The following is a 12,647-nucleotide window of genomic DNA, read 5'->3' as shown; positions in this document are numbered from 1 at the left end:
CGGCTACACCGAGGACGAGAAGACCAACATCGCCATCAAGTACCTGCTGCCCAAGCAGATGAAGAACAACGGCGTGAAGGACGGCGAGCTCGAGGTCACCGAGGACGCCATCCGCGACATCGTGCGCTACTACACGCGCGAGGCCGGCGTGCGCTCGCTCGAGCGCGAGCTCTCCAAGATCTGCCGCAAGGTGGTCAAGGGCCTGCAGTTGAAGAAGATGACGCCCCAGGTGCGCGTCAGCGCCGAGAACCTCAACGAGTTCCTCGGCGTGCGCAAGCACAACTACGGGCGCGCCGAGCAGCAGAACCAGGTCGGCCAGGTGGTCGGCCTCGCCTGGACCGAGGTGGGCGGCGACCTGCTCACCATCGAGGCGGCGCTGATGCCTGGCAAGGGCAACATCCTTCGCACCGGTTCACTGGGCGACGTGATGAAGGAGTCGGTGGAGGCCGCGCGCACCGTGGTGCGCAGCCGCTCCCGGCGGCTGGGCATCGCCGACGAGGTGTTCGAGAAGAAGGACCTGCACATCCACGTGCCCGACGGTGCCACGCCCAAGGACGGTCCGAGTGCCGGCGCTGCGATGACGACGGCGCTGGTGTCGGCGCTCACCGGCATCCCGGTGCGTGCCGACGTCGCGATGACCGGCGAGATCACGCTGCGCGGCGAAGTCACCGCGATCGGCGGCCTGAAGGAGAAGCTGCTGGCGGCGCTGCGCGGCGGCATCAAGACGGTGCTGATCCCGGAGGAAAACGCGAAGGACCTGCAGGAGATCCCCGAGAACGTGAAGAACGGGCTGGAGATCGTGCCGGTCAAGTGGATCGACAAGGTGCTGGAGATCGCGCTGGAGCGCCAGCCCACGCCGCTGGCCGAAGAGGAGGCGCGGGCACCCGCCGCGGCGCCGCTGCCGGCCGGCAAGGGCGACGGCAAGCCCGGCGTGCCGGCGTCGGTTAAGCACTGAGCGATTTTTCGTTCGAGCCCGACAAGAGGCGCGTTTTTCCCCCTATAATGGCGGACTCACGCGGGAGTAGCTCAGTTGGTAGAGCGCAACCTTGCCAAGGTTGAGGTCGCGAGTTCGAGACTCGTCTCCCGCTCCAGTCAGCACGAAAAGGGAAGCATCGCGCTTCCCTTTTTCTTGTGGACCTGCACGGTTCAGCGGCGCGGTAGCAAAGCGGTTATGCACCGGATTGCAAATCCGTGAAGGCCGGTTCGACTCCGGCCCGCGCCTCCATCACCGGCAGCCCCGTCCAGCGGGGCTGCCTTTTTTTTGGCGTACAGTGGCCGCGTGGTCTGCACCGCCTCGATGGTGAAATCGGTAGACACAGCGGACTTAAAATCCGCCGCTCGCTGGAAGGCGGCGTACCGGTTCGAGTCCGGTTCGAGGCACCACTCCCCACCGTCGGAGCCCCCGACCGCAGGCGCCGGCGCACAGGCAGAACAGATGGCCACATACGACAACGCCCCTTTCGAGATCCACGTGCACGGTGACGTGCCCCTGCGCGCGGACGTCACGTACTCGCAGCTGCAGGAAGCGCTCAAGCCGCTGTGGAAGTACGCCGGCGCCAAGTCCCTCGCGGACGGCGCCGAGAGCGCCTACGAGGAGGAGCCCGGCCTGCGCTTCGATGCGCACGAGCACCTGCTGACCATGTGCTGGACCGTCGCCGGCGACCAGGACTTCCGCCAGTCGCTGGACGAGATGTGCATGAGCCTGAACGAACTGGCGGAGGAGGGCGCCGCCATCGAGGTGAGCTTCTACGACGCCGAGTTCGACGAGGACGAGGAGCCGCCCGAAGCCGAGGCGCGCGACGACTTCCTCATGCTGTTCGTCGGCCCCACGCCGGCCGCCATCATGCAGGTGCAACGCGACCTGCTGGTGGATGACGTGGTGGGCCTGATGGAGCGCCATTTCGACAGCCAGGAACTCGGCGGCGTCGTGGCCGAGATCGACCGGCTGTTCTCGCAGCGCTTCGACGCGCTGGTCAGCTCGCTGGAGATCGGCAAGCCGCCGCGCGGTAGCGGTGGCGGCGGCAGCCACGGCGGCGGTCGGCGCCCGCGGCACCTGCACTAGGGGCCGGCCGGCATTCGCCGGACCCGGGACCACGGACGGAGGCTAGGGAAACAGCCGGGGAGCAGACGGGCCGCTGCGCTCGATACTCCACGCTGGTCTCCAGCCTCCAGCCCGATCCATGGCCCTCTTTCCCCACGATGCCCTGAACCCCGGCGTGCGCAAGCGCGAGGTGTTCGGCTGGGCGATGTACGACTTCGCCAACTCGGGCTACACCACGGTGGTCATCACCGCGGTGTTCGCGGCCTACTTCGTCGGCGGCATCGCCGGCAAGGCGCCCTGGGCCACGTTTGCCTGGACGGCGGCGCTGAGCGTCTCCTATGCCATCGTGATGCTCACCATGCCCAGCATCGGCGCCTACGCCGACCTGCGCGCGGCGAAGAAGCGACTGCTGGTGCTGGTGACGGCCGGGTGCGTCGCCAGCACCGCCGCACTGGCCCTGGCCGGCCCGGGTTCGGTGCTGCTGGCCATGCTGCTGGTCATCGTGTCCAACACCTTCTACAGCTACGGCGAATCGCTGACCGCGGCCTTCCTGCCCGAACTGGCGCGACCCGACGCCATGGGCAAGGTCAGTGGCTGGGGCTGGGCCTACGGCTATTTCGGCGGCATGCTGGCACTGGGCATCTGCCTGGCCTACGTGCTGTGGGCGCAGGGGCAGGGCATCGCGGCCGACCGCTTCGTGCCCGTCACCATGCTGCTGACGGCGCTGATCTACGGCGCGGCGGCGCTGGTGACCTTCCGGCTGCTGCGCGAGCGCGCCCAGCCCAATCCGCAAGCCTTGCAGCAGGGCGGGCTGCGGGCCTCCCTGCGGCAGTTGCACGCGACCTTCCGGCAGGCGCGGCGCTACCGCGATTTCATGTGGCTGCTCGCTTGCCTGGTGTGCTACCAGGGCGGCGTCGCGGTGGCGATCACCCTGGCGGCCATCTACGCCGAGCAGGTGATCGGCTTCCAGCAGCAGGAAACCATGGTGCTGATCTTCGTGCTCAACTTCGCGGCCGCCGGCGGCGCCTTCGCCTGGGGCTACCTGCAGGACCGCATCGGGCACAAGCCGGCACTGTCGCTGACGCTGGTGGGCTGGGTCGCCACCTGCGTGATCGCGGCCGTGACCACGACCAAGGGCGGCTTCTGGTGGGCGGCGGCGATCGCGGGCCTGTGCATGGGATCGAGCCAGTCCTCGGGCCGGGCCATGGTCGGCATGTTCGCGCCGCGCCGGCAGTCGGCCGAGTTCTTCGGCCTCTGGTCCTTCGCCGTGCGGCTGGCCAGCATCATCGGGCCGCTGACATATGGCGCCATCACCTGGGCCACCGGCGGCAACCAGCGCACGGCGATCCTCTCGACCTCCGTGCTGTTCCTGGCCGGGTTGGTCTTGCTGCTGAAGGTGGACGTGCAGCGCGGCCGCGAGGCGGCGCTGGAGTCGGACGTGCCGCTGCCGCGTGAGTGGGCGCCGGCCTGACGCCGGCGCCGCCGCCGCTCAGGCGGCCTTGGCGACGCGGATGCCCTGGAACTCGCCGCTGGCGATCCGCTTGCTCCACTCGGCCGGGCCGGTGACGTGCGCGCTGGTGCCGCCGGCATCGACCGCCACGGTCACCGGCATGTCGACCACCTCGAATTCGTAGATGGCTTCCATGCCCAGGTCCTCGAAGCCGACCACGCGCGCCTTCTTGATCGCCTTGGACACGAGGTAGGCGGCGCCGCCGACGGCCATCAGGTAGGCCGACTGGTGCTGCTTGATCGCCTGGATCGCCTCCGGGCCGCGTTCGGCCTTGCCGATCATCGCGATCAGCCCCGTCCTGGCCAGCATCATCTCGGTGAACTTGTCCATGCGCGTGGAGGTGGTCGGGCCGGCCGGCCCCACGGCCTCGTCGCGCACCGGGTCCACCGGGCCGACGTAGTAGATGACGCGGTTGGTGAAGTCCACCGGCAGCTTCTCGCCCTTGGCCAGCATGTCCTGGATGCGCTTGTGCGCGGCGTCGCGGCCGGTGAGCATGCGGCCGTTCAGCAGCAGGGTCTCGCCCGGCTTCCAGCTCGCCACTTCCTCGCGCGTCAGCGTGTCGAGGTTGACGCGCTTGCTCTTGTTGGTGTCCGGCATCCAGTCGACCTTGGGCCACAGGTCCAGGCTGGGCGGATCCAGGTACACCGGGCCGGAGCCATAGAGGACGAAATGCGCATGGCGCGTGGCGGCGCAGTTCGGGATCATGGCCACGGGCTTGCTGGCCGCATGGGTGGGGTACAGCTTCACCTTGATGTCCAGCACCGTCGTCAGGCCGCCCAGGCCCTGGGCGCCGATGCCCAGCGCGTTGACCTTCTCGTACAGCTCCAGCCGCAGTTCCTCGACCTGCGTCAGCTTCTCGCCCTTGAAGGCCTTGGCCTGGAGCTCGTACATGTCCAGGTCGTCCATCAGGCTTTCCTTGGCCATCAGCGCCGCCTTCTCGGCCGTGCCGCCGACGCCGATGCCCAGCATGCCGGGCGGGCACCAGCCGGCCCCCATCGTGGGCACGGTCTTGAGCACCCAGTCCACCAGCGAATCGCTCGGGTTGAGCATGGCCAGCTTGCTCTTGTTCTCGCTGCCGCCGCCCTTGGCGGCCACGGTCACGTCGACCGTGTTGCCCGGCACGATCTCGGTGAAGATCACCGCAGGCGTGTTGTCGCGCGTGTTCTTGCGGGCGAACAGCGGATCGGCCACGACGCTGGCGCGCAGCGTGTTGTCCGGGTGGTTGTAGCCGCGCCGCACGCCTTCGTTGATCGCGTCCTCCAGGCTGCCGGTGAAGCCCTCGAAGCGCACGTCCATGCCGACCTTGAGGAACACGTTGACGATGCCCGTGTCTTGGCAGATCGGCCGGTGGCCGGTGGCGCTCATCTTGCTGTTGGTCAGGATCTGCGCGATGGCGTCCCGCGCCGCGGGGCTCTGCTCGCGCTCGTACGCGCGGGCCAGGTGGGCGATGTAGTCGGCGGGGTGGTAGTAGGAGATGTACTGCAGCGCGGCCGCGATGGATTCGATCAGGTCGGCTTGCTTCAGGATGGTGGTCATGCAGGCAATACGTGGCGGACGGGACAGCCGATGATTATCCCATCCGCCCCGGATGCGCCCGGACCGGCAACCGCCCCGGGGAAAGGGTCAGTGGCTGCCGGCGAGCCGGGGCAGGGCGGCGCTGGTCGCGGCCTGCAGGCGGCCGTGGGTGGGGGCCGCCTGGCTCGCGCCCTCTTCGGTGCTCTTGTAGATGCCGCTGCCCAGGACCACGTCGTCGACCCGCTCCACGTAGACCGACTTGGGCTCCACCCGCCCGGTCCGGGGATTGAGGATCTTGAAGTCGGTCCAGCCGGAGCCGTGGTCCCGCCCCACCGCGATGATGTCGCGGCAGTAGTAGCGCCCTTCCTCGTCGCGCAGTTCCAGCCCGTTGGTGCCGACCTTGGCCAGGTCGGGCGCATAGGCCAGGCGTTCGCCATGCATCCCGAGCACGAACACGTAGTGCTCGCCCTTGCCGAAGCGCCCCTCCGGATCGTTGAAGTCCTTGAAGGCCCGCTTGGGACCCACCTTGCGCAGGTGCTCGGCCGCCGCCTTCACGATCTTCACGACCTTGCCGCGTTCGACGCCCCGGTCCAGCTTGAAGCGGCTGACCACGTCCACCAGGCGCGCGGCCTCCTGTTCGAACGAGGCGGCCGCGGCGCTGGCTTCCTCGACCAGGGTGGCGTTCTGCTGGTTGGCCGAGTCGATCTGCACCACGGCCTGGTTGATCGCCTCGATGCCCGCGCGCTGCTCGGCCGAAGCCATGGCGATGCCGGAGATCACCTCGCTGACTGCCTTGACGCTGCCGACCACCTCGTTCATGGTCGCCTCGGCCGAGCCCACCATCTTGCGGCCCTGTTCCACGCTGCCCACCGAATCGGCGATCAGGCCCTTGATCTCCTTGGCGGCGGCTGCGCTGCGCTGTGCCAGGTTGCGGACCTCGGTGGCGACCACGGCGAACCCGCGCCCCTGCTCGCCGGCCCGGGCGGCCTCCACCGCCGCATTCAGGGCGAGGATGTTGGTCTGGAAGGCGATGCCTTCGACCGTGGCGAGGATGTCGCCGACCCGGCGTGCGCTCTCGTCGATCTGCCGCATGGTTGCCGCGAGCTGCTGCATCTGCGAAGCGGCCTTGCCTGCCACGTCGCGGGCGCCGGTGGCGAGATCGCTGGCCCGCGCGCAGTCGCCCGCGTTCTGCTGGGCGCTGGCGGCCAGTTCCTCCATGCCGGAAGCGGTCTGCTCCAGCGCCGCGGCCTGCGACTGGGTGCGCTGGGCCAGGTGGTGGTTGCCTTCGGCGATGTCGCGCGCGGACAGCACGATGCCGTCGGCGCTGGACCGGACCTGGCGCACGATTTCGCCCAGGCGGTCGTTCATCTTCAGGACCGCGCCCCACAGCCGGGAGGAATCGCCGTTGCTGGAGTCCTCGCCGTAGCCCTCGCGGCTGTTGACCAGTTCGCCGGCAGACACCCGGTCGGTCATGCGGATCAGGCGCTCGACGCCTGCCGTCATGTAGGTGTAGACGGCAACCTGCATGTACACCCCCGCCAGCGCGAACAGCGCTGCCAGCGGCAGCAGGATCGCCGCCGGGCCACCGGTGGCTGCGCCCAGGCACAGCAGGACGGCTACCACGAGTAGCGCGGCGGCCGACGCAAAGCCCGCCAGGAAGCTCACCCGCTTCAGCAAGGTGAACGCGGGTGCCAACAACCACTTCGGCATGGGGGAGTCTCCTCGTTCTCGTGCGCCATGAAATGCCGGCGCTGGCCCATCTTATGCTGCGCCGGTCGGGCTCATCAACATGGACGCCGCGGCCGGCCGAGCAGCGGCGGCGCCAGGCCGCCCGACGGCAGGCTCCGCGGCCAGCAGGGGCGCGGGCCCTGTGCTACGGTGGAACGGTCCATCTGGCGAGGCCGTGCATGAACCAACGCACCGAACGCGACACTTTCGGCCCCATCGAGGTCCCGGCGGACCGTCTCTGGGGTGCCCAGACGCAGCGCTCGCTGCAGAACTTCGACATCTCCGGCGAGCGGCAGCCGCGGGAGATCATCCGCGCGCTGGTGCTGGTCAAGCGCGCCTCGGCGATCGTCAATCGCGAACTGGGCCTGCTGGACGAGCGCAAGGCGGCCGCCATCGTCGCGGCCGCCGACGAAGTGCTGGCCGGCGGCCATGCCGCCGAGTTCCCCCTGGTGGTGTGGCAGACCGGCTCGGGCACGCAGACCAACATGAACGTCAACGAAGTGCTCGCGAATCGCGCCAGCGAACTGCTCGGCGGCCCGCGCGGCGAAGGCCGGCTGGTGCATCCCAACGACGAGGTCAATCGCAGCCAGTCGTCCAACGACGTCTATCCCACCGCCATGCACGTGGCGGCAGTGGAGGGCATCCGCAACCGCCTGCTGCCGGCGCTGGCGGGGCTGAAGGCCACGCTGGAGCGCAAGAGCGAAGCCTTCCGGGATATCGTCAAGATCGGTCGCACCCATCTGCAGGATGCGACGCCGCTCACCCTGGGGCAGGAGTTCTCGGGCTATGCCGCGCAACTTGCTCAGGCCGAGCGGCACCTGCAGGCGGCTTTGCCGCACCTGTGCGAGCTCGCCCTGGGCGGTACGGCCGTGGGAACGGGGCTCAATGCACCGGCCGGCTATGCGCAGCGCGTCGCGCAGGAACTCGCGCGGCTGACCGGCTTGCCGTTCGTCAGTGCCGCCAACAAGTTCGAGGTGATGGCGGCCGCCGACGCACTGGTGCACGCGCACGGGGCGCTCAAGGGGCTGGCGGCCAGCCTGATGAAGATCGCCAACGACGTCCGGTGGCTGGCCAGCGGCCCGCGCAGCGGCATCGGCGAGATCCGCATCCCCGAGAACGAGCCCGGCTCCTCGATCATGCCGGGCAAGGTGAACCCGACCCAGAGCGAGGCGCTGACCATGGCGTGCTGCCAGGTGTTCGGCAACGACGTGGCGATCAACGTCGGCGGCGCATCCGGCAACTTCGAGCTGAACGTGTTCCGGCCCATGATCGCCCACGACTTCATGCAGAGCGTGCGCCTGCTGGCCGACGGCATGAAGAGCTTCGACCTGCACTGCGCCGCGGGCATCGAGCCCGATCGCGAGCGCATCGCCGAACTGGTGGGGCGCTCGCTGATGCTGGTGACCGCCCTCAACCCGCACATCGGCTACGACAAGGCCGCGCAGATCGCGAAGAAGGCGCACCAGGAGGGCAGCACGCTGCGCGAGGCGGCGATCGCCAGCGGCTTCGTGACCGCGGAGCAGTTCGACCAGTGGGTTCGGCCCGGGGACATGGTCGGGCCGAAATGAAAAACGCGCCCCGCGGGGCGCGTCCAGCAAGCAACGAAGGGGCCGCGAGGCCCCTCGCTGCTTACAGCGTGTCGATGAACGACCGCAGCTTGTCCGAGCGGCTCGGGTGCTTGAGCTTGCGCAGCGCCTTGGCCTCGATCTGGCGGATGCGCTCGCGCGTCACGTCGAACTGCTTGCCGACTTCCTCCAGCGTGTGGTCGGTGCTCATCTCGATCCCGAAGCGCATGCGCAGCACCTTGGCCTCGCGCGGGGTGAGCGAGTCCAGGATGTCCTTGACCACGTCGCGCAGGCCGGCCTGCATCGCGGCCTCGATCGGGGCCGTGTTGCCGGTGTCCTCGATGAAGTCGCCCAGGTGGCTGTCGTCGTCGTCGCCGATCGGCGTCTCCATGGAGATCGGCTCCTTGGCGATCTTCATGATCTTGCGGATCTTGTCCTCGGGGATCTCCATCTTGGCCGCCAGGATGCCGGCGTCCGGCTCGAAGCCGAACTCCTGCAGGTGCTGGCGCGAGATGCGGTTCATCTTGTTGATGGTCTCGATCATGTGCACCGGGATGCGGATGGTGCGCGCCTGGTCGGCGATCGAGCGCGTGATGGCCTGGCGGATCCACCACGTGGCATAGGTCGAGAACTTGTACCCGCGGCGGTATTCGAACTTGTCGACCGCCTTCATCAGGCCGATGTTGCCTTCCTGGATCAGGTCCAGGAACTGCAGGCCGCGGTTGGTGTACTTCTTGGCAATGGAGATCACCAGCCGCAGGTTGGCCTCGATCATCTCCTTCTTGGCCTCGCGCGAGCTGGCCTCGCCCTCGTTCATGCGGCGGTTGATCTCCTTGAGCTCGCTCAGCGGCACCACCACCTGGGACTGCAGGTCGGTCAGCTTCTGCTGCAGTTCCTGCACCGGCGGGATGTTGCGGGCGAGCACGGTGCTCCACGGCTTGCCGGCGGCCGCCTGCTTCTCCACCCACTTCAGGTTCAGCAGGTTGGGCGGGAACTCCTTGATGAAGATTTCCTGCGGCATGCCGCACTTGTCGACGATGATGCGGCGCAGCTCGCGCTCCTTCTTGCGCACGTCGTCGACCTGGCTGCGCACCATGTCGCACAGCTTCTCGATGGTCTTGGCCGTGAAGCGGATGGTCATCAGCTCCTCGGACAGCGCGTGCTGGGCCTTCATGTAGGCCGGCGTGCCGTAGCCTTCCTTGTCGTAGACCTTGTGCACCTTCTCGAACAGGGCAGCGATGCGGTCGAAGCGCTCCAGCGCCTGCGACTTCAGCTCCTCGAGCTTCTTGGTCAGTGCCTTGGAGCCGCCGTTGCCGTCGTCGTCGTCGTCCGCGTCGAACTCGTCGAAGTCCTCCTCGGCCACGTAGTCGTCGGCCTCGTTGGGGTCGGAGAAGCCGTCCACCACGGTGGAGATGACGACCTTGCCCTCGCGGATGTCCTTGGCCATCTCCAGGATGGCCGCGATGGTGGCCGGCGAGGCGGAGATCGCCTCCATCATGGCCTGCAGGCCGGCCTCGATGCGCTTGGCGATCTCGATCTCGCCCTCGCGCGTGAGCAGTTCCACCGTGCCCATCTCGCGCATGTACATGCGCACCGGGTCCGTGGTGCGGCCGAATTCACTGTCCACCGTGGACAGGGCAGCCTCGGCCTCTTCCTCCGCCTCCTCCTCGGTCGCGGCGGTGGGGCCGGTGTTGGTCAGCAGCAGCGTCTCGGCGTCGGGCGTCTGCTCATAGACCGCCACGCCCATGTCGTTGAGCATGGAGACCACGACTTCCAGCGTCTCCGCGTCCACCAGCTTCTCGGGCAGGTGGTCGGTGATCTCGGCGTGCGTGAGGTAGCCGCGGGTCTTGCCCAGCTTGATCAGCGTCTTCAGGCGCTGGCGCCGCTTGGTCATCTCCTCTTCGGTCAGGATCGTCTCGTCCAGGCCGAATTCCTTCATCAAGGCCCGCTCCTTGGCCTTGCTGATCTTCATGCGCAGCGGCTTGACCTTCTCGGGCGTCTCGGCCGCTGCCGGCTCCTCGGCGAATTCCGCCTCGATGTCGGACAGGTCCTCGTCCTCGACCTCCGGCTTCTCGGCGGCCTTGGGCTTGCGGCCGCGCTTGGCGCCGGTAGCGGCCGCCTTGGCGGGGGCGGCCTGCGCGGCGGCCTTGGGCGGGCGGCCGGGCTTCTTCTTGGCGGGCTCCTCGGTCGCAGCCGCCACCTTGGCCTTCTTCGGATCGTCCTTGGCGGCGGCTTTGTCGGTCTTGGCGGTGGGGGTCTTGGTACTGCTGGGCACGGGCTTGGCTCTCTGGGGGGACTGCTTTGCGGCTGCGGTGGCGGAAGGCGCCGTCGACTTGACGACCTTCAGCGACGCCTTGGCAGGCGGCGAAGCGGGTTTGACCGGTTTTTTCGCGCTGGGTTTCGATTGCGGCTTGGCGAGCTTCGCGGGCTTGGATGCGGGCATGGACACCTCGGGACGGCAGACTCAGGATGCGCCACAAACTACCCGGCGCGGGCGACAGGTGCGAACGCCATCGCGTCCGGCACCAATGGGCAAGATGGGTGGGCGAACATTTGGGGTGCAGTCCTTGCGGTGAGGTGGCGCTGTCGTGCTCGCTGTGGAGGCACTGTCGGCCGGGCCCGGAGGTGCTGCTGTCGCTCTTGCCGCTAGCAAACCCTAAATTATACCGTCCTGCAGCTTTTTCAAGCCCGCAACTGGCGCTTCTCGTTCAGCAGTCCCTGCTGCCGGCGGCTGAGCTCCAGCAGGCGCTCGACACGCGACGGATCGCTCTGCGGCAGCCGGCTGGCCTCCTCGATGGAGGCCGCGACCAGGTCGAGGTGGATCTCCAGCATGGACAGGCGCAGGTCGCGCTCGGAGGTGTCGATGTCCTCGACCACGCGGCTGAGGGGCTGGCTCGCGTCGTACGCCATCAGTTGCTCGGCGATGGCGGCGAAATCCTGCCCCTGCAGGCCGGCCTGCAGGGCCGCCCAGGGCTGGCCCCCGTGCTCCTGGGTGCCGGCGTCCAGCCAGCCGAACAGGTCGCCCAGCGGCGGCTGCAGGCCGCATAGCACTTCGTGGTCCTGGTGCGTCAGGAGTTCCCAGGCCCGGGAGTGGCGCAGCATCAGGCGGGCGATCGTCTCGGCATAGGCGATGGTCTTGGGCTTGACCGGCTGGCGAGGTCCGGCGCCGTACGGCCGCGGGGCCCGCGCCGGGCGACCCCCGCCGGCGCCCGGACGGGGCAGGCGCCAGAGTTCCGACAGCTCGTGCGGCCCTACCTGGGAGCGCTCGGCGATGCCGGCGAACAACTGGCGCTTGAGCGCCCCGTCGGGCAGCGCGTTCCACAACGGCTGGGCCACGGTGAGCATCCGCGAGCGACCTTCCGCCGTCGACAGGTCGCAGTCGTCGGCGGTCGCCTCCAGCAGGAACACGCTGAGCGGGACCGCCTGCCGGACGTAGCGCAGGAACTCCTCCTGGCCATGGGCGCGGATGAAGCTGTCCGGGTCGTGCTCGGGCGGCAGGAACAGGAACTTGACGCTGCGCGTGTCGCTGGCGTGTGGCAGGGCGGCCTCCAGCGCGCGGCGGGCCGCACGCCGGCCGGCGGCGTCGCCATCGAAGCTGAAGACCACGCTGTCGGTGAAGCGGAACAGCTTCTGCACGTGCTCGGGCGTGCACGCCGTCCCCAGCGTGGCCACCGCGTTCGGGAAGCCGAGCTGGGCCAGGGCCACCACGTCCATGTAGCCCTCGGTGACCAGCACGTAGCCGGCCTCCCGCACGGCGTTGCGGGCTTCGTACAGGCCGTACAGCTCGCGGCCCTTGCTGAAGACCGGGGTCTCGGGCGAGTTCAGGTACTTGGGCTTCTCGTCCCCCAGCACGCGCCCGCCGAAGCCGATGCACTCGCCCTTGACGTTGCGGATCGGGAACATGATCCGGTCGCGGAAGCGGTCGTAGCGCCGGGCCTCGCCAGAACCCGCTTCCTCCTCGCCCACGATCACCAGCCCGCTCTCGGCCAGCAGCGGGTCGTCGTACTCGGGGAACACGCTGGCCAGGCCGTGCCAGCCTTCGGGCGCATAGCCGAGGCCGAACTGCCGCGCGATCTCGCCGGACAGCCCCCGGCCCTTGAGGTAGCCGATCGCGCGGGGCGAGGCCTTCAGCTGCTTGCGCCAGGCATGGGCCGCCTTTTCCAGGACGTCGGTGAGGGTGGCCTGCTTGCGCCGCAGTTGCGCGGCCTGCTCGCGGTCCTGCGGCGAGCGCTCGTCCTGCGGGACCTCCAGCCCGTACTGGCCGGCGAGGTCCTTCACCGCGTCGATG

8 protein-coding genes and 3 tRNA genes are annotated in these 12,647 nt (G+C 68.7%); 7 read left to right on the top strand and 4 right to left on the bottom strand.

Annotation, left to right across the window (positions count from 1 at the left end):
• From VEC03_RS01225 to VEC03_RS01200, 6 genes are all read left to right on the top strand, one after another.
• Positions 1-955: S16 family serine protease (locus VEC03_RS01225; RefSeq protein ID WP_324912304.1), on the top strand; the 955-nt coding region annotated here is incomplete at its 5' end.
• A gap of 60 nt (positions 956-1,015) precedes the next feature.
• Positions 1,016-1,091 (top strand) — tRNA-Gly (locus VEC03_RS01220).
• 60 nt (positions 1,092-1,151) lie between these two features.
• Positions 1,152-1,225, top strand: a tRNA-Cys gene (locus tag VEC03_RS01215).
• A 66-nt stretch (positions 1,226-1,291) separates the two neighbouring features.
• Positions 1,292-1,383, top strand: a tRNA-Leu gene (locus VEC03_RS01210).
• A gap of 52 nt (positions 1,384-1,435) precedes the next feature.
• Positions 1,436-2,062 carry a DUF6806 family protein gene (locus tag VEC03_RS01205; RefSeq protein ID WP_324912303.1) on the top strand — a complete coding sequence of 209 codons (627 nt, stop codon included), beginning with the start codon at positions 1,436-1,438 and terminating at the stop codon, positions 2,060-2,062.
• A gap of 118 nt (positions 2,063-2,180) precedes the next feature.
• On the top strand, positions 2,181-3,512 hold the full coding sequence (locus VEC03_RS01200; protein WP_324912302.1) for an MFS transporter: 1,332 nt from the start codon (positions 2,181-2,183) through the stop codon (positions 3,510-3,512).
• Positions 3,513-3,530: 18 nt separating this feature from the next.
• Here the strand turns inward: VEC03_RS01200 and VEC03_RS01195 are convergent, their stop codons facing one another.
• Both VEC03_RS01195 and VEC03_RS01190 read right to left on the bottom strand, forming a co-directional pair.
• Entirely contained in the window at positions 3,531-5,087 is a 1,557-nt protein-coding gene (locus VEC03_RS01195; protein WP_324912301.1) for a fumarate hydratase, read from the bottom strand.
• 87 nt (positions 5,088-5,174) lie between these two features.
• A complete protein-coding gene (locus VEC03_RS01190; RefSeq protein WP_324912300.1) occupies positions 5,175-6,776 on the bottom strand; it encodes a methyl-accepting chemotaxis protein in 1,602 nt (533 codons plus the stop codon).
• A gap of 197 nt (positions 6,777-6,973) precedes the next feature.
• Here VEC03_RS01190 and fumC point away from each other — a divergent pair, with 197 nt between their 5' ends.
• Positions 6,974-8,362, top strand: coding sequence for a class II fumarate hydratase (fumC, locus tag VEC03_RS01185; RefSeq protein ID WP_324912299.1), 1,389 nt, complete (start codon positions 6,974-6,976; stop codon positions 8,360-8,362).
• A gap of 61 nt (positions 8,363-8,423) precedes the next feature.
• On the opposite strand, the gene rpoD is transcribed toward fumC, so the two are convergent.
• Together rpoD and dnaG are read right to left on the bottom strand one after the other, a co-directional pair.
• A complete protein-coding gene (rpoD, locus tag VEC03_RS01180; RefSeq protein WP_324912298.1) occupies positions 8,424-10,802 on the bottom strand; it encodes an RNA polymerase sigma factor RpoD in 2,379 nt (792 codons plus the stop codon).
• Between the two features lie 239 nt (positions 10,803-11,041).
• Positions 11,042-12,647, bottom strand: a 1,606-nt coding sequence (gene dnaG, locus VEC03_RS01175) for a DNA primase (protein ID WP_324912297.1), incomplete at its 5' end; no start/stop codon positions are given.

It is taken from the genome of Ramlibacter sp. (assembly GCF_035627355.1).
In the GTDB taxonomy this organism is placed as follows: Bacteria; Pseudomonadota; Gammaproteobacteria; order Burkholderiales; family Burkholderiaceae_C; genus Ramlibacter.
This window is presented reverse-complemented; position numbering and strand designations above follow the sequence as displayed.